The 19,679-nt window shown below is 63.8% G+C and carries 17 protein-coding genes; 7 read left to right on the top strand and 10 right to left on the bottom strand.

The genetic code is table 11. The annotated features are described in order from the left end of the window. Window positions 1–47: 47 nt before the first annotated feature. Window positions 48–1,388 (bottom strand): ammonium transporter, encoded by a 1,341-nt coding sequence (locus tag ABXH26_RS07640; protein WP_353566456.1) that lies wholly within the window; start codon window positions 1,386–1,388, stop codon window positions 48–50. Between the two features lie 253 nt (window positions 1,389–1,641). Then, window positions 1,642–3,030, bottom strand: a complete 1,389-nt coding sequence (locus tag ABXH26_RS07645) for an ammonium transporter (RefSeq protein WP_353566457.1) — start codon at window positions 3,028–3,030, stop codon at window positions 1,642–1,644. Between the two features lie 518 nt (window positions 3,031–3,548). Between ABXH26_RS07645 and ABXH26_RS07650 the strand changes: the two genes are divergently transcribed. Next, complete coding sequence (locus tag ABXH26_RS07650; protein WP_353566458.1) at window positions 3,549–4,331, top strand: TorF family putative porin; 783 nt, start codon at window positions 3,549–3,551, stop codon at window positions 4,329–4,331. Between the two features lie 94 nt (window positions 4,332–4,425). Here the strand turns inward: ABXH26_RS07650 and ABXH26_RS07655 are convergent, their stop codons facing one another. The 8 genes from ABXH26_RS07655 to ABXH26_RS07690 all read right to left on the bottom strand — a co-directional run bounded on the left by ABXH26_RS07655 (window position 4,426) and on the right by ABXH26_RS07690 (window position 14,538). Beyond that, window positions 4,426–5,325, bottom strand: a complete 900-nt coding sequence (locus ABXH26_RS07655; RefSeq protein WP_353566459.1) for a tyrosine recombinase XerC — start codon at window positions 5,323–5,325, stop codon at window positions 4,426–4,428. After that, window positions 5,322–5,564 carry a hypothetical protein gene (locus tag ABXH26_RS07660; protein WP_353566460.1) on the bottom strand — a complete coding sequence of 81 codons (243 nt, stop codon included), beginning with the start codon at window positions 5,562–5,564 and terminating at the stop codon, window positions 5,322–5,324. Before ABXH26_RS07660 ends, ABXH26_RS07655 begins: the two co-directional genes overlap by 4 nt. Then, window positions 5,561–5,986, bottom strand: coding sequence for a Fur family transcriptional regulator (locus tag ABXH26_RS07665; protein WP_353566461.1), 426 nt, complete (start codon window positions 5,984–5,986; stop codon window positions 5,561–5,563). The genes ABXH26_RS07660 and ABXH26_RS07665 overlap by 4 nt, the downstream gene beginning before the upstream one ends. Window positions 5,987–6,110: 124 nt before the next feature. Beyond that, entirely contained in the window at window positions 6,111–7,373 is a 1,263-nt protein-coding gene (locus tag ABXH26_RS07670; protein WP_353566462.1) for a DNRLRE domain-containing protein, read from the bottom strand. A gap of 698 nt (window positions 7,374–8,071) precedes the next feature. After that, on the bottom strand, window positions 8,072–8,734 hold the full coding sequence (locus tag ABXH26_RS07675) for a response regulator (RefSeq protein WP_353566463.1): 663 nt from the start codon (window positions 8,732–8,734) through the stop codon (window positions 8,072–8,074). 17 nt (window positions 8,735–8,751) lie between these two features. Beyond that, window positions 8,752–11,514 (bottom strand): sensor histidine kinase, encoded by a 2,763-nt coding sequence (locus ABXH26_RS07680; protein WP_353566464.1) that lies wholly within the window; start codon window positions 11,512–11,514, stop codon window positions 8,752–8,754. A 247-nt stretch (window positions 11,515–11,761) separates the two neighbouring features. After that, the gene (locus ABXH26_RS07685; RefSeq protein WP_353566465.1) at window positions 11,762–13,666 is read right to left on the bottom strand and encodes a glycoside hydrolase family 32 protein; all 1,905 of its coding nucleotides are present in this window, start codon (window positions 13,664–13,666) and stop codon (window positions 11,762–11,764) included. A gap of 602 nt (window positions 13,667–14,268) precedes the next feature. Next, entirely contained in the window at window positions 14,269–14,538 is a 270-nt protein-coding gene (locus ABXH26_RS07690; RefSeq protein ID WP_353566466.1) for a hypothetical protein, read from the bottom strand. Window positions 14,539–14,641: 103 nt separating this feature from the next. Between ABXH26_RS07690 and ABXH26_RS07695 the strand changes: the two genes are divergently transcribed. The 6 genes from ABXH26_RS07695 to ABXH26_RS07720 all read left to right on the top strand — a co-directional run bounded on the left by ABXH26_RS07695 (window position 14,642) and on the right by ABXH26_RS07720 (window position 19,660). After that, window positions 14,642–15,700, top strand: coding sequence for a CPBP family intramembrane glutamic endopeptidase (locus ABXH26_RS07695; RefSeq protein ID WP_353566467.1), 1,059 nt, complete (start codon window positions 14,642–14,644; stop codon window positions 15,698–15,700). After that, window positions 15,693–16,424 (top strand): ComF family protein, encoded by a 732-nt coding sequence (locus tag ABXH26_RS07700; RefSeq protein ID WP_353566468.1) that lies wholly within the window; start codon window positions 15,693–15,695, stop codon window positions 16,422–16,424. Before ABXH26_RS07695 ends, ABXH26_RS07700 begins: the two co-directional genes overlap by 8 nt. A 54-nt stretch (window positions 16,425–16,478) precedes the next feature. Continuing rightward, window positions 16,479–17,306 (top strand): acetyl-CoA carboxylase, carboxyltransferase subunit beta, encoded by an 828-nt coding sequence (gene accD, locus ABXH26_RS07705; RefSeq protein ID WP_434783422.1) that lies wholly within the window; start codon window positions 16,479–16,481, stop codon window positions 17,304–17,306. 55 nt (window positions 17,307–17,361) lie between these two features. After that, window positions 17,362–17,580, top strand: coding sequence for a hypothetical protein (locus ABXH26_RS07710; protein WP_353566469.1), 219 nt, complete (start codon window positions 17,362–17,364; stop codon window positions 17,578–17,580). 80 nt (window positions 17,581–17,660) lie between these two features. Further along, a complete protein-coding gene (locus ABXH26_RS07715) occupies window positions 17,661–18,875 on the top strand; it encodes a bifunctional folylpolyglutamate synthase/dihydrofolate synthase (RefSeq protein WP_353566470.1) in 1,215 nt (404 codons plus the stop codon). Window positions 18,876–18,955: 80 nt separating this feature from the next. Then, entirely contained in the window at window positions 18,956–19,660 is a 705-nt protein-coding gene (locus ABXH26_RS07720; protein ID WP_353566471.1) for a glycosyltransferase family 32 protein, read from the top strand. Window positions 19,661–19,679: the final 19 nt, after the last annotated feature.

The following is a 19,679-nucleotide window of genomic DNA, read 5'->3' on the forward strand; positions in this document are numbered from 1 at the left end:
CGGATCGGGCCGCCTGTTGGATGGTGTCAACCTTGGGGGGGAGAGGTTCAGTCGGAGTAAGCCGGCGAGCCGTGTTCGGCCACGTCCAGACCCTCTTCTTCTTCCTGGGCGTCCACGCGGACTCCGAGGGTGAACTTGAGGATCAGGAAGAGCACGAGGGAGGCGGCGAAGGCGAAGGCGCTAATGGAGAAGGTGCCGAGGGCCTGCACTCCGAGGTTTCCGCCCCCGAAAATGCCGACCGCAAGCGTACCCCAGACGCCGCAGACGCCGTGAACGGAGACCGCGCCGACCGGATCGTCGATCTTGATCTTGTCGAAGAAGATCACCGAAAGGACGACGATGCCGCCAGCGATCGCGCCCACCACCACGGACATCCACGGGGAAATGACGTCGGCACCGGCGGTGATGCCGACGAGGCCCGCCAGAATGCCGTTGAGGCCCATGGAAAGGTCGGGCTTCTTCAGCACGGCCCACGAAGTGAACATGGCCGCAAGGCCGCCGGCGAAGCCAGCCATGGCGGTGGTCACGAAAACCCGCGAAACGGATTCAGGATCGGCGCTCAGGACCGAGCCGCCATTGAACCCGAACCAGCCGAGGAAAAGCATGAAGACGCCGATATTGGCGAGCGGGAGGTTGTGGGGAAGGATCGGCTTGATGCCTTCCTTGGTAAACTTGCCGCGGCGCGGTCCGAGCACCAGAATGGCGGCAAGGGCGGCGAAGCCCCCGAAGGCGTGGACCAGAGTGGAGCCGGCGAAGTCGGCAAAGCCCATGGCGTCAAGCCAACCTGTCCCCCACTTCCAAGACCCGGTGATGGGGTAAAAGAAGGTGACGAGAATCGCTGCATAAATCATGAAGCTGACCAGCTTCACCCGCTCCGCCACTGCACCGGAAACGATGGTCGCGGCGGTGGCGGCAAACATCGCTTGGAAAATGAAGTCGGCCCAGATCGTGTAGTTGGAGCCGACATAGGCTGTTGTAACGTTCGCAACGCGATCAGCCTCAGTTGCAAATCCGTTCATGAGCGGAGCTCCTTTCGCAATAATACCGTTCCAAGTGTCGGGCCCGACGTCTCCGGGATACATCGCATTGAAGCCCCAGGCCATGTAGCCAAGCGCGCCGATGCAGACGATGAACACGTTCTTGAACAGGATGTTCACCGTGTTCTTCTTCTGGCAAAGCCCGGACTCCACCGAGCAGAAGCCAAGGTGCATGATAAACACAAGGGCGGCCGAGAGGAGGATCCAGAGGTTGTTGACGGTGAACATCGCCGCATCGCTACCCGCCATGAAGGCATCGTAGGTTCCCTCGGCGGGCGGTTCTTCCTGTCCGAAGGCCTTGGCCGTCAGCAGGAGCGGGATGAGGTAGGTCAGTTTCGTCAGTTTTCGCATGTTGGTTGGCGTGGTTGGTTTGATGAACGCGCCTCATAAGCATCGCACGTGCCAGCGGAGCCGTTAGGCGGCGGGTTGCTCGTCAGCTGGCGGCGCGGATCGCTCCTCCGGTTGCCCGTCGATCCCTCGGAAGCCCCGTTTTTCCAACAGAATGGGGCAGGTCGATCCGCGCTTTTCCTGACCGTCGTGGGGACAAAAAAAGCCGGCTCCTCAAGGGGAGCCGGCCGTGAATTCGCTGGAGAGAAACTCGGAATCAGTCGTGCTGGACGAAATTCGGATAAGCTTCGTTTCCGTGTTCCAGAATATCGAGGCCACTCACTTCCTCGTCTGCGGAAACTCGCAGCCCGATGGTCGCCTTCAGCGCCAGGAAGAGAATCATTCCGCAGGCGAAGGTGAATGCGAATACGGAGGCGACACCGACGAACTGGACCCACAGTTGATGGAAGCCACCGCCGTAGAACAGACCGTCCTGGATGGCGCTGGACTCATCCCAGTAAGGGAGATCGACCGCCCGGCTGCCGAAAAGACCGATCGAGAGGGTACCCCAGGCTCCACACACGCCGTGCACCGAAATCGCGCCGACCGGATCGTCGATCTTGAACTTGTGTTCGATGATCATGACCGAAATGAACACCAGGATGCCCGCCACGAATCCGATGATCACCGCGGCACCCGTGGTGACCGAAGCGCAAGGGGCGGTGATTCCGACAAGTCCGGCGAGCGCGCCGTTCAATGTCATCGAGAGGTCCGGCTTCTTGAACTTCATCCACGAGACCAACATGGCTCCGAGCGCACCTGCAGCAGCCGCCAGAGTGGTGGTCACGGCGACGTGCGAGACACCGCCGATCGCGAGGAGCGTCGAGCCGGGGTTGAATCCATACCAGCCGAACCACAGGATGAACACGCCCAGGGCCGCGAGCGGCAGATTGTGGCCCGGAATCGGATGGGACTTTCCGTCTTTGAATTTGCCGATTCGAGGACCAATGACGATCGCTCCCGCCAAAGCCGCCCATGCGCCTACGGAGTGCACCACCGTCGATCCGGCGAAATCCCGCATTCCCATGGAGCTCAGCCAGCCACCGCCCCAGATCCAGTGGCCGGTGATGGGGTAAAGGACCAAGGAGATGATCAACGAATAAAAGCAGTAGGCGATGAACTTGGTTCGTTCCGCCATGGCTCCCGAGACGATCGTCGCCGCCGTTGCTGCGAACACGACCTGGAAGAACCACCCCGCACTCAACGCGTAGTCCTGACCTGCGGTGGCGGACCCGAGGAGCAGCAGGTTCGAGTCCCATCCGATCCAGCTGTTGCCGTTCTCCCCATACATGATGGCATACCCGATCGCCCAAAACGCCAGCGCTCCGATGCAGAAGTCCATCAGGTTCTTCATCATGATATTGCACGAGTTCTTGGCCCGGGTGAGCCCGGATTCCACCATGGCAAAGCCCGCCTGCATGAAAAATACCAGCAGGCCGGCAATGACCAACCAGATGATGTCCGCCGCTTCCTGCGGTAGGTAGGCGACCGCCTCGGCCACCTCGGGCGGAGCCTCCGTGGCAGCTGCAGGATCCTGCGCGAAGGACGGAACAATCAGAGCCAGAAACGCGACGAAGAGGAGCGTCCTGGCGGATACTTTGGACATTACTTTGAACCAAGGCTTCATGGAGATGCGGTTGGATGTGGATTCATCAAAATGTCTGTTCGAAAGAAAAACGAACTTGACAGGCCTCGGTAAGCATTTCGTGTGCCATTCGCCGCAGGGTGACCGGGGCGGGAATCTTCAAGGGTTCCGGGTCCGTGGAAGAGTCGATGCCTTGGCGGGAGCGGGCGTCATGACGGAAAGGGTAGTCGCCGCCCGCTGCACCGGCCTCCAAGCCCCCCCTCGGACCCTCATCGTCGGGCCGTGACATCGCTTCAAAAGGAGGCAATCGAGCACGAGATTCTCGCTTGCCAGCCTGACGACGGTCGAATTACCTAGCGCTCGCGAAGCGCACCCATCCTGCTTTTCGCTGGACACGATTATCAAGTTTTCTTAAATGAAGACGTGATGAGTGGTGTCCGGCGGCCAAAATGGCATGGCGGATGCTAATCGCCCCAAGTCTCCCGGAAGTGGTTTCACCGCGCTCGGGGGTTCTAGCAGCAACCGAAAAACTAAAAACGATGCGCAACTACTGCAAAACCGTTGGCGCCCTGGCCGCTGCCTCCACCCTCGTGGCTGGCTACGCTTCGGCGGAACTCGAAGGTGAAGTCCACGTGGGCTACACCAACATGTATGAATTCCGATTCGTCGACCTTGGCAACGACCTCGTCGATGCCGGTGTGGACGTGGCCTACTCCATGGGCGACCTGAGCTTCAGCGCCGGCGCGTGGTATGCGACGTGGGACACCGACAACGCCACTCAGGCGACGTCGACCCTGCTTGGCGGCCCCGCCATCAACAACGACGAACTCGACCTCTACGGTGGCGTCAGCTACGGGATTGGCGATGTGACCCTCGAACTGGGCTACATCTACTACTACTTCCCGGATGCCGGTGCCAATACCCAGGAAGTCTACCTCGGCGCGTCCTACGACCTGCCCTTCGGTGTTTCCCTTGGCTCGACCTTCTACTACGACTTCGACGCGTTCGATGGATGGTATTGGGATACCAGCCTCGGTTACACGATCGAGTTCAACGACTGCCTTTCCCTTGAACTGGGTGCCGGTGTCGGCTTCGCCGATGGCCAAGGCCTCCAGCTCTCCGCCACCAGCCCGACCGGCACCGCCGACGGTTTCCAAGGCTGGTATCTGACCGCCGCCCTTCCGTGGGAATTCCGCGAAGGTGTCACCCTCACCCCGTACGTGAAGTACACCGATGGTGACAGCGATCTCATCACCGACCTCTACGCCACCTCCGGCCAAGAGTACCTGATCGGTGGCGTGAAGCTGGCTGTCAGCTTCTGATCCCGGTCCGGGTCTCGAGAAGAGATCTGAGCTTACTTCGAGCGGTCGTCCTTTCAGGGCGACCGCTCTTTTTTATGCGACGTCCTGAGGGACGTTACTCTCCCGCCCGGGGATGAGCTTGATTGTAGGCCTGCCGGAGACGCTCCTTGGTAACGTGGGTGTAGATCTGGGTGGTCGAAAGCGAGGCGTGGCCCAGCATCGCCTGCACCGAGCGAAGATCGGCTCCCGCATCGAGGAGGTGGGTCGCAAAGCTGTGCCGGAGCTTGTGGGGGGAAATGGAGAAGGGAATTGACGACTTGGCCACGTATTTCCTGAGCAGGAGGTCGATGGATTGCTGCGTGATGCGGCCGCGACGCTTGCTGAGAAAAAGAGGCCCCGAGGCGATCGTGGCCTCGCGCAGGTAGCGGCGGACAGCCTCCAGTGCGGGGGTGCCGATCGGCACCAGCCGCTCCTTGGCACCTTTTCCCATCACCCTGAGCGTTTCGGCAAGGAAATCGATGGAATCGACATCGAGTGACCTCAGCTCCGAGACCCGCAGGCCGCAAGAATAGAAGAGTTCCAGAATGGCGGCATCCCGGACGGGGGCCCACGGCGGACTGTTGCGGGCCGGGGGAAGAGCCAGGGGGAGGCCCAGCAGCTCGTCGATCTGGGCCGCGTTGAGCACCACCGGAAGCTTCCTTGGAACCTTGGGAAGCTGAAGGGCGGCCACCGGGCTCGATGCCAGACCGCGCCGGTGAACGAGATACTTGTAGAACGAGCGGATGGCCGAGAAGCGGAGACGGACCGTCGCGCGGGAAAGTCCGGACTTCATCATCTCAAACAGCCACGCCCGAAAGGGTTCCGCCTCAAGGCGGGTCCAGTCGGGCTCCGTGTCCCCGCCGGAAAACCGGCGGAACGCGTCCAGAGCGAGCCGGTAGTTGGCCAGGGTCCGCGGAGAGCAGTTCTTCTCGGTCTCGAGAAAACGAAGGAAGTCCGCCGTGAGAGAGTCACTCATGGGTTGCCGGAATTGCGCCCTCTTCCGACCAGGCGCACCACGATCAGGCTGGCGGCGGCAAGGACCAGCAGCCCGGCGATGCCAACCGCCAGTTCGGCCATGCGGGTTTCATTGGCGATGAACTCCGCCGAGCTGTCCGGATCGAGGCCGACCACGCGAGCGAGCCTCATTTTCGCAAGTACGATCAGCACCGTAGCGGAAGCGAACAGGGTGACGGCGATGCGGGTGAGGCGGTTCATGCACAGGCCGGGCAGGTGCCGAAAAACTCAAGTTCGTGATAGAGATCCCGGAAGCCGGTGGATTCCCGGATCTCGTCCTCCAAAGCGTGAACCGGGCAGGGAGCCTTGATCGCCTCGATGGACCCGCAGCGGGTGCAGATCAGGTAGTCATGATGGCGGTCGGGGATCAACAGGGTGAAATAGGCGGCTCGCTCGTGAAGCCCGAGCCGGCGCACCAAGCCGTGGCTTTCCAGGCGCTGGAGGAGCCGGAAAACCGTCGCCTTGTCGCATTGGTCGGAAAGCCGTGGCGAATCGGCGAGCTCCGCCAGGGTCATGGGCCGCGCGGTTTCCAGCAGGGTGGCGAGGAGTTGCTCGAGGGCTTTCGTCCTGCGCAGGCCGAGCCCCCGGCAGCGATCGACGAGTTGCTGAACGGAAGAATCCATGGGTGCACGCGAATGCTAGCTTGGAACCGGCGACCCGGCCAAATGGAAATGCCGCTTCTTTCAACGACGAAAGAGCGCCTGCCGGACGAGCCCGGCAGGCGCCGCATCCAACCCAGGAAAAAAATCAAGGCTCGGCACCCTCGACGACCCTGAAAAAGGCCTTCGGGTTGGCTGTGGCATCGACCTCCAAGGTTACGCTGTCCGTGGTGCCGGCCGCGTCAAAGGTCGATCCGGGAATGGCCGCGAAATCGCCGAGGTTGCCCGCGCTTTCCACGTGGTAGGACTGGCTGGCTGCCAAGCCTCCGAGATCGAGGGTCAATGTGTCCGGGTCCGCCGCGGTATCGAGGGTGAGGTCGATCACGACCGGATCCGAGGTCACCGGCAGGACGACCGAACCCAAGGGGGCCACCAACGCCGGCGCCAGGGCGGGTTCGGCCAGATCGGCGGCACGTTCCTTGCTGTCGAACTGGAGCTGGTTGTTGTCCACTCCTGCGATCGCAAGCGTGACCACGCCATCGGAATCCTTGTTGAGCACCGACTGCAAGTGGGAGGTGAAGGGCCTGCTGTAGTAGATGCCGCCCCGCCCCGCAACGATGTCAAGGGTTCCCACCTGAACCAACGTGGAAGGATCGCGGGCGAATTGATTGATCTGATGGATTTCACCCCTCAGCAGACCCGGCGCGGTCAGGTAGGCGGTGGTCGCTTCATCCCAATCCTCTCCTGGGGCTCCGTCGATCAGCGCGTAGATGGGTAGGGAACGTGTCGCCAGCGCGGCGTTGCAGGACATGCGGAGTGTCAGATGGGTCATATCACCCTGAAGAGCCGAGACGTCGAAGCGGAGGAGCGTGATGCGCTGACGGGCGTCCGTATTGTTGCGGGCCTCCAAGGTGCGGGCGTCTCCATGGGCCACCGTCGGGTTGTAGGTGGCATTCTGAGTGTCGCTGGTGAGCATGGTGTCCGCTCCGTTTCCGACGGCGGTGGTGAGAATTCCAGGGTCGGCAAAGCTGGTGTCGGACGAGGGATCGGTGCCATCCCGTTCGCCCGGGTCGTCGGTGGTGGAGGTGTCGCCGAAGGAAAAGATTTCCCAGGCATCTCCGAGCCCGTCACCGAGGTTGTCCACACCGTCGTTGTCGGGAGAGTCCGCGCGGACGATCGGACTGGTTTCGTATCCGGCGATATCGAAGTTGTTCTCCTCTTCTTCGTTGGTGGCGTAGTCCTGGTCCGGGTCGTCGTTGCCATCGTAGGCATCGATGCTGCCGAAATAGTTTTCTTCATTCGAATAGAGGTCTCCGTCGGGGTCTCCCCAACCACTTTCGAGGTCAATGGCACCGAAATACGTGATTTCCCATGAGTCCGACAGAGCGTCGGCATCGGCATCCCCGGGCACCGAATTGATATCGTTCGGATTCGAAGGGATGGGATCGGTAGGGCTGTTCGGATCCGGTGGGGAATCCTTGCTGGGAATCGACTCCTGAAGATTGGTCCTCCCAGAGATCATCCAGTTCGTCGCCATCGATCTCCTTCGAGGCGAGATACCAGCTGGGTGCGGCATCCGATCCGGAAACCACGAGAAAGCTCACCAGATGGTTGGTGTCCGCAGCCAGAAACGCATCAAGGTTGAGGGTCGCGGGGGAGCTGGTGTCGGTGTAGGGAGGCGCAAGGTTGGAAATGACGAAAGTCCCGAGCAGCTGCCACTTTCCCGTCGGGTGGGTAGCGGCATCGTAGAAATCGTAGGAGTAGTTGCCAGCCGCGGCGGGTGATGCTCCCGGAGCATTGGAGTAGCTCGTGGTGGATTCCGGCCAGTCATCGAGGCTTTCGTCGCGGAGTCCGTAGATCTCAACGGTGGGGCCCGGTTGGAGATGTTGAAGGAGAGGGAAAGGGTGGCCCCCGAACGATCCGCGCCCGGTTCCAGGGAACTCAAGTCATAGCGGACCATGACCTGATGGGATCGACGTGCCAAGGGTGGCTTTCACCAACCTCTTCACTTCCATCACCATTCAAGCACCCCCATGATCGGGGATGAATACCTCTTGAGGGTTAACACAGGGGGGCGATGGATTTCCGCCTCGCCGCGGGTGGCCCATTTCAATCCCTCCAGGGCTCTTGTTCCTTGGCGTCGCGATATTTCATCGCGGCTTCGGTACGGGAGCGGACGTGCAGTTTCTCGTAGATATGCTTCAGGTGGACGCGCACGGTCTCCGTGGAGATGCCGAGCCGGTGGGCGATCTCTTTGTTCGCGAGGCCTTCGCAGAGCAGCTCGAGGATTTCCGTTTCGCGCGGCGAAAGGTTGATTTCTTCCTGCGGCTCGCGGGCAGGCTGGTGAAAGGCCTCCACCACCCGCCGCGCGATCTCCGCGCTCATCGGGGCGCCGCCGCTGAGCACGTCCCGGATGGCATCCCGCACCTCGGCCGGCGTTGACCGCTTGAGCAGATAACCGGAGGCACCCGCCTTGAGGGCGGCGAAGATCTTGTCATGGTCGCGATAGACGGTGACTATCACGACTTGGATCTCCGGCAGGTGCCGCTTGAGCCGGGCGGTGGTTTCGATGCCCGACATGCCGGGGAGGTTGATGTCCATCAGCACGACCTGCGGGCGGAAGGCATCGAGCTTGGGCAGGGCTTCCTCGCCCGTGGTCCAGAGGCCGAGACACTGGAAGTCGTCGGATGATTCAACGATCTTGCGCAGCCCGTTGGCGAGCGCGGCGTTGTCCTCGACGATGGCGACCGTGATGGGGTGGGTCTTCGGCATGAGGGAAGGACTACCAGTCAGGCCGGGGGGAGGGGAAGGGTGATGGTGACCGTGGTTCCCTTTGCCGGCGAGCTTTCGTGCCGGCAGTCGCCTCCGGAATCCTTGAGCCGCTCGCGCAGGTTGGTCAGGCCGTTTCCGGTGCGGGTCAGGGCGGGGTTGAAGCCCACGCCATCGTCCCGCACCTCGATGAGCAAGGTTTCCGCCTCGATCGAGATGCGCAGGGAAATGCCGGAGGCCCGGGAGTATTTGACGGCATTGTTGAGCGCCTCGCGGGTGGCCATGAAAACATTGTGGCGTCGGCGGGGGCCGATGACGAGATCCGGCACCTGGCGCTCGACTTCGGTGTGCAGCGGGATGCGAGCCGAGCCGAGGAACTCGCGGGCGAAGGCCGCCAGGTACTCGATCAGGGACCTCAGGCTGTCTTCGTGCGGGGTGGTGGCCCAGACGATTTCATCAAGCGCGGTGACGACTTCCCTCGCCTTGGCCGAGAGGGTATCCAAGGACTGCCCGAGGTCCTTCGAATCCGGTTTTTCCGCCGCCAGCGCCGATAGAATGGATAGCTCCGTCAGGCTGGCGCCCAAGTCATCGTGAAGGTCGCGAGAGATCCTTGAGCGCTCCTTTTCCAGCACGCCGCGAAGCCGCAGCGACTCGAGGCTCCGCCGCAGGCGACGGCGGGTGACATCGATGCCTCCGAGGAGGGCGATGCCTGCCAGCACCAGCCCCACGAGCACCCCGAACCAGATCGTTTGCCAGAAAAACGGCCTCACCCGCAACGAAATCGTCGCGGGCAGAGGGCTGGCCACCCCGTCGCTGTTGATGGCGATCACGTCGAAGCGGTATCGCCCCGGCGGCACCGACTCATAGGTCATCTCGCCGCGGTTTCCCACGGCCTGGAAAGTATCATCAAGGCCTGCAAGTCGGACGCGATAACTGACTTTCTCCGGGGACGAGAGGCAGATGCCGGTGAAGGCGAACTTGAGGCGGACGCGGCCCGGTCCGCCTTGCACGATATCCTGCCCGATGGGGACCGGTTGGCCGTCGATCTCAAGGGACCGGAAGTGAACCGGGGGAGGTGTGGATTCCACGATGAGGGAACCGGGGGAAACGCCGACGAGGCCGTTGGAGGTAGGGAACCAGATCGAGCCCGCCTGGTCCCGGAACGAGCCGGGCTGCGAACCTCCGACGCATTCACGGGTCGCCATCCCGTCCGAGCGGTCGAGCGTCAACCACGGTGCCCATCGATCCGGCTCGTCCAAGGCGCGCAGTAGAGACGGACGGGACACCCGCAGGATCCCGGCCAGCGAGCCGAACCAGAACGTATCCGCGCCATCGACCGTGAGCGCGGTCAGCCGGTCGTCCGGCAGGCCCTCGTCGGCACCGAAATGATGCCATTTTTGCCCCATCTTCAGGAACAGCCCGGCACCGATGGTGGATACCCACAACTCATCGGACGAGGCAGGATAGATCGCGGAGATCCTTCGTCCGGTGGCTGCAGGCGTAACCTCATCGACCTTAAACCGCGCCCCCACCCGGCGGAGCACCCTGCCATCGATCGTGCCGGCGAAAACCTCGCCATCGCTGCCGATGGCGAGCGTCGAGCACTCGGTCGGCAGATCGTCGAGCCCCACCGGATAGGGCGTCGCCACCGTCCCGTCCCAGGAGGCGATGCCCTGGCCGCCAGCGAACCAGAGCAGACCATCGGGCGTCTGGGCGATGGCATTCACCTTGGACAGCGAGGGATTTCCGCGCAGCGGGAGGTCGAAGCCTTCGCCGTTCCAGCGAAACACCGACCCGTCCGTCGAGGCCACCCAGAGGGCTTCATCGCGGTCTTCAAAAAGGCAGCTCACCGGCCGGTCGTAGCCACCCTCGACAAGCTCCAAATGCTGCACTTTTCCGTCCCGCATGCGTTCGATGCCCCGGCTGCGACCGGCGATCCACCATGTGCCATCGTGTGCCTGGATCGCCGAGCGGATCGCCAGGTCGTCCAGCGGGGTGTCCCGTCCGAGCCGCATCACCCGGTCCTGCCGGACCCGCACCAGGCCGTCCACCGGGCTCGCAAGCCATAGGTTGCCCTCGTGGTCCTCGAGCATGTCGTTGACGAGGACCTGTCTTTCCAGGGCCTCCACCACCCGGGCGGGAGTTCGCGGATCGGCGGGGTGGAAGAACAGCGAGCGGTCGATGATTTCCCAGGCCGAGCCGTCATCACAAGCGAGGCGCCCGAGCGATGGCGCTGCGGTCGAGCGGCCACGCCTCACCTGCGCCGTCACCTCGCTTTCGATGGCGGCTTCCAGCGCGGTATCGGGCCGGGGGACCGCCTCCGGAGCCTTTTTTCCCAGCCGGTAGATCGTTTCGCCACGCAGGAAATGGATCCTGCCATGGTATTCGATGAGGTGGGTCACCAGCGGCGGGTTCGGCTCATCCTGGTCCTCCAGGCAGCGCTCCATCCGGTCGCCGGAGACCTTCAAAAGGCCGCCCTGGAAGGTGGAGACCCAGACGCTGCCGTCCGCCGGCGTCATCACCCGGAAAAATCCGAGCCGCCTCCCGCGATAGCCGCCCGTCCCGCTGATCAGGCGGAATTCCAAGCCATCGAAGCGCGCCAGCCCCTCGGCCGTGGCGACCCACAGCAGGCCGTCCGGAGTTTGTCCGAGCGACCGCACCACGTTGCCGGGAAGGCCGTCCTCGGACTGCCACATTTTGACCAGGAAATCCGGTTCGGGCTCCGCGCCCAGCATCGCGGACCGGGCGAGCAGGAACAAACAGCAGAGAAGGCGGAACACCATGAACGCATAGGGGCCAAGGGCGGGCACTGTCCAGCCCGCTCCGGTTCAACGCAGGTCACCGGAACAGCGATCCCATCGGCTTGCCCGCTGCGTCCGGCGACTCGGCGGTATCGTCCCAGACCACGCGCGGCGGGTCATCCGGATCTCCCTCCCGCAGAACGTCGTCTACAACAAGCCGCCCCACCTCAGTTACTACCTCGGCGCGCCGAAGCCCGCCGACGCGCATGCGGCGACCGGAGATTGCCGATCAGTCCCACATCGATCGCAGGCGGGCCAGGCGTATCGTTTCCAGGCTGGCGGGCCCTCCCTCCACCTTCATGGAAATGCCGGACTCGGAGGGAATGAGGTGACGGGTGCAGGAGACTTCGCCGTCGTTCACGAAGACTTCCAGCGAACGTCGGTCGAGCAGGATTTCCACCGACTTCACCTCCCGGGAAATCTCGGCGCTCACCGCGGGCTGCGTGTTGAGGACATCGCGGATCTTCACTCCATGGGGCGTCAGCCTGACCTCGGCTCCGCGCAGGCGGAACACGACGGCGGCCTCTTGCGACCACGATGACACCCCGGCCCGGAGGCGATAGGCCTCTCCATCCCCGGCCAAGGTTCGCGATTCATGGATGCGGAAACGCGTGCCGGGCAGGGAGATGACATCCTCTTCGAGTTTTTCGATTTCCGCCACCGGCCGCCTGAACAAGCGCAAGCCGTCGTCTGTCGAGCGAAGCGATAGTTCACAAGGAAAGCTCAACTGTTGGTTGAACGGCATCTCCGGAAACAGGGCCGGACCGTCGAAGCGCCGCATCCACGCCAGTTGGATCCGCCGCGGATCGTTCGGATCCGGGTTTTCGAAAGTCTGCGTGGCGTAGAAGGCCTCACCGCCGAGGTCGCAAAGGCGGCGGGGCGTTTCCTCGGTGAAGCGGGTGCCGTCGAAGCTGCCTGTGGAGTAGCGACCGTCGGCATGGATCAGCACCCACTTGCGCTCGTCGCTGTCTTCAACCGGAAGCTCGAAAAAATCGGGGCACTCGAAGGCATCGGCGATCGGGTGCCCCTCGTTCTGCCAATCGAGCAAGTTGCTGGAGGTGAAGAAATGATACTGCCCGGCTCCGTAAAGCAACATCACCCAGCGCCCGGTCGGCTCGTGCCAGAAGACCTTGGGGTCGCGCTCGGGGAATTCGAGGATCGGGTTTTGCGAGTAGTCCCGCCACGTCCGACCCCGGTCGAGGCTGTAGCTGATGCCATGGCGCCGGTTGTCCGCGTGGCTCCAGAAGGCGATCATCGGAGGCTCGCCGCCGGCCGATCCGAGGCCGGAAGAGTTGTCGAAATCGACCACGCAGTGCCCCGATTGGCGGCCGGCATCGAGCGTCTTTTCCCAGAAGGCCGGTTCGAGCTCCCGCCAGTGGACCAGATCGGTGCTGATCGCGTGCAGCCAGCATTTGTTCCAACGCTGAGCGAAAAGATGATACTCGCCCCGGTAATGGATCATGCCGTTGAGGTCGTTGATCCAGCCCTCCTGCCGCATGCCGGGCTCGAGGCGGTCCATGGTCCACTGGCGGGCGGTGAAGTGAAACAAGGGTCGCAGGGATTCCCGGTAGGGGGGCGTTGAAACCACAGGCAAGGCCTCGGGTGAGTCGGTCTGCACCAGTCCGTCCACCAGCAGGTGGCCCCACCGGCCGCTGGCTTCATCGACCGCCTCGATCCTCGCCCTGCGGCCCTTCCATTCGGAAACGGCCCAGCTTTCCGCGTGAAGCCTGTCCGAGTTTCGCCCGGTCGCGCTTTTGACGATGCGGCCATCGATCCACAGATTCAGACAGCAGTGCCTTTCGAAGTCGCCGCCGCCGATGCGGAAGGCGATGAAATCCCGCTCCACGGTGAATTCCGGCGAAAGCAGGTGCCCTTGCGGCGCGTCGTTGCCGGGGCCGTCTCCGGCTTCGAAGCCCTCGCTGCAGGCCAGTCCGCGGCCCGAGGCTCCTTGGATTTCCAGCGCCGACCAACGAGTCGCATCGACCGGCCCCGTCCCGAACGCCTCACCGGTGGTTTCCCAGGCACCAAAGCCCGGTGCCTCGAAGCTGCTGATGACCAGGTCCCCGGCGTGGGACGGGATCACGAGAAAACAAAGCAGGGAGGCCAGTTGATACGGCTTGGTCATTGGATTCATGAAATGCATGCCGCCGGGGCGGGGAGAGGATAACGCTGCGGATCGGGCCCGGTCTTTCGGCACCTGGAAAAGAACGGCACCCCGTCAGTTTCGTTCCCGAATCGACGGGCGGCCCGAACAGCACCGATTTTCAGGTGGGACGTGGGGATCCGACCCCGTCCGCAGCGACCAGTGGGTCGGGATGAGTGGAGGACGGAGGCGGAGGCCGATCAGCCTTCAATCGCCCCGCCTCCGTCCCTTGGAACTCGTCTGTGGGCCAAGGTCCCGATGGCCATGGTCAGAGCCCGGTCCACACATGACCGAACCCCACACCAACCGACTCAGACGAGAAATGGGAAAGCCCCGTCATGAAGCCACCAAGCTGAATGGAACCTGAATTCATGACCCCAAAGCTTCGTCGACAACATTTCATGTAACTCCTCACCGCTGATGTCGAAGAGACTGGCCCGGATATTTCGGGAAGGGTTCTACGATATCACGTCATAGGCCATCACGGATTCATGGAACACATAACGTTAGTGATGAATATGCACTCATGCTCATCGAAGAGGCGGTGGTCGCCCGCAGCTCGGATGCCGCCGGAGATGGGATGGCCCCGCGCCTCAGCGGGGATCGCCGGGAAACTCGTCGTCGCTGGCTTCCAGGCGCTTGTCGATTTCCTCGATCAGCTTCCACGGGCAGCGCTTGCGTTGGTACTTGCGCCACAGGATTTCCCGCAGCGTTTGCCACAGTTCGCGGGGCACCGGGTCGATCGGCTCCCAGTCGGGGTCCGTCTTGAGCGTGGTTCTGAAGCTCCATTTGCCGGCGTGCCGGCTGGCCCGCCAGAAGCGGAGGCCGTCCTCGGTTCGCTCGCGCCATTCGTGGGATTCCATGCCGCGGAGCATCAGGTCGTCCGGCGGCTGGGATCAAGGTCGCTTCCCGGCCGGGTGGAACTTCTCTCTTGGCAGGGGGGAGATGAGGCCTAGCGTCCGTTGCGTGTCCCGCTATGCCCAGAGCGACGTGTGGAAAATCGCCGCCTATTTCGTGGTCAGCCTGCTGCTGGGGGCGGTGCTCGCTCCGTGGATCTACAATTTCGGCATGGGAATCGCCGAGGTGACCGAAGGCAAGGATACCAACAGCCTGGTTTCCTGGCTGGGCGCGGCGGCCCGGCGCTCGCAGGACAATTTTCCGCGCTTTTTCGATCGCTCCGTGCTGTTTTCCGCCCTGCTGCTGCTGGGGCCGCTTGTCGCCTGGCTGCGGCTGGGGCGGGGGAAACCCAGTTGCGGCGACTGGTCGCTTTATATCCCGGAAAATGCGGCCGGACGGCCCGGCCAGCGGCTGGCCAAGAACCGCCGCGGGCCGGTGGAGCTGCTCTTCGGTTTCATGCTGGCGGCGGGCCTGCTGCTGGTTTCCGGGTGGCTGCTGACGACCGCCGGCTTTTTCGTCTGGCGCGATGCGGGGGCGTCGGCCCGCGGGTGGGTGAATCCGCTGGTCACGGAAATCAAGTGGGGCTCGGTGATCCGCCGGGCCCTGATCGCGGCCACCATCGTGGCGGTGATCGAGGAATTCCTCTTTCGCGGCGTGCTGCTGGGAATCTTCCTGCGGGCCATGCAGCCGGCGGCGGCGATCGTGTCGCTTTCCGTCCTGTTCGCTGCGGTTCATTTCCTGGAGCCTCCGCGCGGGGCGACCGTGCCCGATCCGGAGGCGCTCGACGCGGGTTTCGTTCTGCTCGGCCAGATCCTGCACCATTTCATCGATCCTCTCGCCTTGGCGGGCCGCTTTTTCTCCATCCTGGCGGTGGGATTGGTGCTGGCCGTGGCGCGATACCGTACCGCTTCGCTGTGGCTGCCGATCGGCCTGCACGCCGGCTGGATTTTCGCCTATCAGGTCTTCAAGGGCGCCACCTGGCCGGTCGCCCAGCTGCCCGCTTCCTCCAAGTTGCTGGTGGGCTCGACGATCCTTGAAGGCCTGGTGCCGCTGGGGTTGGCGGTGGTGACCGGCATGCTGGTGATGGCAATGACCGAACGCCGCAAGAATCTCCCCGGCCATGGCTGAAAAGCCGGGCAGCTTCCGGTGGAGCGGGTGGCTCGACTGGCTCTATCCGGGTGTGTGCCGGTTGTGCGGGGACGCCGTGGCGGGGGGAGGAAGTGTGTGCGGAGCCTGTGCGCGTTCGATCCCCGAGGTGCGCGAGCCCTTCTGTTCGACCTGCTCGGAGGGGTTCGAGGGGCGGATCGACGCGGTTTTCGACTGCCCCAATTGTCGCGACCAGACCTTCGCCTTCGATTTCGCCCGCGCCGGTGTCCAGCGGTCCCAGGCCGGCATGGAGCTGGTGCACCAGTTCAAATACGGCCGCTGCATCGACCTTGCCCGGGATCTGGCCGGACTGGCGTTGAAGGCTTTCAGCGATCCCCGCCTGCAGCCGGCGCTCGAGGAACGATGGCCGCTGGTGCCGGTGCCGCTGCACTGGCGACGCCGCGGTTGGCGGCGCTTCAATCAGGCGTTGGAAATCGCCCGCCCGCTGGGGCGTGAACTGGGGCTGCCCGTCGTCGCAGCGCTGAAGCGGGTCAGGGCCACGCGCACCCAGACCCGCCTCAGCCGCAAGGAACGCCAGCGCAACCTCCGCGGCGCCTTTCGACTGGCCGCCGCCGTGGATGCCTGGCGCGGCGCGGTCCTCATCGACGATGTCTTCACCACCGGCTCCACCGTCAACGAGTGCGCCCGCGTGCTGACGCAAGCCGGTGTCCAAAAGGTGGTTGTCGTGACCGTGATGCGTGGCTAGCCTCGACCTCACGCCGCTGCTTGCGGCCCACCTTTTACATTTCACCAGACCACCATGGGGATTTTCGATCGACCGCCGCTCCGAAAGAACAAGAGCAAGGACGGCATGCCGGAGGGTCTGTGGACCAAGTGTCCCGAATGCTCGGCCATGCTGCATCAGCTCGAATTGCGCCAGCACCACCAGACCTGCCACCATTGCGGCCATCATTTCCTCCTCGGCGCCCGCGATCGCATCGCACTGGTCGCGGATCCCGGCAGCTTCGAGGAAACGGAGACCGGTCTGGTGTCCGCCAACCCGCTCGGGTTCGATCGCTATCAGGAGAAAACGGTTTCGCTGCGCGAGACCACCGGGCTGGAGGATGCCGTGGTCACCGGCCGCCTGACCATTGGTGGCAAGCCGGCGATGATCGCGGTGATGGACTTCAAGTTCTTCGCCGGCTCGATGGGGTCGGTGGTGGGGGAAAAGATCACCCGCGCGATCGAAGGGGCGATCCACGAGAAGCGGGGCATGATCATCGTTTCCGCCTCCTCCGGGGCCCGCATGCAGGAGGGGATGCTCTCGCTGATGCAGATGGCCAAGACCTGCGGCGCGCTGGCCCGTCTGGGCGAGGCCGGACTGCCCTACATCTCCGTCTTGACCCACCCGACCACCGGCGGCGTGACCGCGAGCTTCGCCACCATCGGCGATGTCAACCTGGCCGAGCCGAAGTGCATGATCGGCTTCGCCGGCCCCCGTGTGGTCAAGGAAACGACCCACCAGAACCTGCCCCCCGGCTTTCAGACGGCGGAGTTCATGAAGGAGCACGGCCTCATCGACGACATCGTGCCGCGCGGCAAGATGCGCGACAAGCTGGCCACCATGCTCAACTACATGATGCCCTGAGCCCGGCGGAAGCGGCCTTGATGCGCGCTCGGGCCGCGGCTATGCTTCTCCCAAGATGACCGAAAAGGCTCAGGCGATCCTGGAACAGGCCGAAAAGCTCGACGACGCCGAGATGGAGTATCTGGCGTGGCGACTCAAGCAGCGGCTCGACGAGGAGTATCAAAAGGAGGGAATCCGCATCGCCGGGGAGCGCCTGGCGCAGGTCGAGCGCGGTGAGGTGGAGATGATTCCGTGGGATGAGGCCATGAAGAAGTGGCGAAAGCTGGCAGAGTGAAACGGCGCACGTCCACCCACTGGCCGCCACGACGCCCGCCATCCCGACTACGGCATGGATCGTAGCATTCCCGACGAAACATGACCTACCGCGAGTCCATCGACTGGCTGTTCAACACGCAGCTTTTCGGCATCAAGCTCGGCCTCGACGGCCCGCGCCGCCTGCTCAAGGAGTATCTCGCCTTTCCCGCCCACGGCGTGAAGGTGATCCACATCGCCGGCACCAACGGCAAGGGTAGTACTTGCGCGATGATCGACGCGATCGCCCGTGCCGGCGGCCACCGCTGCGGTCTCTTCACCTCGCCGCACCTTGTCGATTTCCGCGAGCGGATCCGGGTGAGCGGGGTGGAAATCCCCGAGGACGCCTGTGCGGCGATGCTCACCGAGCTGCGCGCGATCTGCGAGTCGCTCGACCCCCACCCGACGTTTTTTGAAATCACCGTCGCGCTGGCGATGCGCTGGTTCCGCGAGCGGGAGTGCGAGGTGATCGTGCTGGAGACCGGCATGGGCGGCCGGCTCGACGCCACCACCGCGGTGCCCGCCGATGTGTGCGGCATCACGCCGATCGCCATGGACCACACCCAGTGGCTCGGCTCCACGCTGCGGGAGATCGCTCGCGAAAAGGCCGGCATCTTCGTCGAGGGCAAGCCCGCCTTCAGCTCCCCGCAGGAGCCGGAGGCGCAGCGGGTGCTGGAAATGGAGGCCAACGAGGTCCGTGCGCCCCTCGGCTTCGTCGCCGGCCCCCTCAGAGGCTACCCGATCAAGCTGCCCGGCGAGCATCAGGCGTGGAACGCGGCTTTGGCGGTCGAGTGCGTCCATGCCGCCGGGCTCCGCGTCAATTACGAGACGCTTTTCCACGGCCTCTCGACCGTGACCTGGCCGGGCCGCTTCGAGGTGATCGACCACCCGGGCGGACCGCTGGTGCTCGATGGTGCCCACAACCCCCACGGAGCCGCCCAGCTGGTCCGCACCTGGCAGGCGCGTTTCGGGGAAAGGAAGGCCGTGCTGCTTTTCAGCGCGGTGGCGGCGAAGGACATCCCGGGCATCGCCGCGCCGCTCGGGGGGATCGCCTCGGAGGTCCACGTGGTGGCGTTGGACAGTCCGCGGGCCGTGCCGACCGCCGAGCTGGCGGGTGCCTTTGTGGAAACGGAAGTGGTGTCCCACGAGACGGTGCCGCAGGCCCTCGCGGCGGTCCTCGAACGCGGGGGACCGGTGCTGATCGCCGGATCGCTGTTCCTGATCGGCGAGGTGAAGGCACAGCTGGCGGAGGTGCCGCACCGGCCGTCCGGGCAGTAGGTTCCCTCAAATCGGCATTGGATTTCCAACAAAAGGTGGGAGACTCCGCCGAGCCTGACCGAGCGGGCTGATTCCGGACGATGCCATCCTTCCCCGAACGCATTCCCCGCAAGGTCCATTACTGCTGGCTGAGCGGCGACCCCATGCCGGCGCTGCAGAAACGCTGCCTGGCGAGCTGGCGCCGCCACCTGCCCGACTACGAGCTGGTCTGCTGGGATCGCGAGCGCTTCGACGTCGAGTCCGTCCCCTTCGTCCGCGAGGCGGTGGAAAATCGGAAGTGGGCCTTCGCGGCCGACTACATCCGCCTTCACGCGCTCGTCACCGAGGGCGGGATCTATCTGGACAGCGACGTCGAAGTATTCAGCAGTTTCGATCCGTTTCTTCATCATCGCGCGTTTTCCGGCGTGGAGTTGTGGGCGGAGATCCCAAAGCCGGACATCGAGGGAGCCGTGCTCGGCGCCGAAGCCGGGCACCCGTGGATTGCGGCCTGTCTCGAACATTACCGCGACCGGCCGTTCGTCCGCGGCGATGGCAGCTTTGACCAGACCATCGTCAGCGGGGTCATCGGTGAGGCAGCGGCCCGATTCGGCTTCGCGCACGAGCCGGTGAAGCAGGATCTTGATGAAGGGCTGTGCATCTATCCACCGGTCGTCTTCACCCATGCGCGCGGCGAATTCTCCCGCGCGGAAACGGTGGCCCTCCACCATTGTCTCGGAAGCTGGCGGGACCGGTCACCGGTGAAGCAGGCGTGGCAGCATGTCCGGGCCTGGTTCAGGCGTTGTTGAGCCCGCGAAGTTGACCGTT

Origin of the sequence: Haloferula sargassicola (assembly GCF_040362925.1) — a bacterium.
In the GTDB taxonomy this organism is placed as follows: Bacteria; Verrucomicrobiota; Verrucomicrobiia; order Verrucomicrobiales; family Akkermansiaceae; genus Haloferula; species Haloferula sargassicola.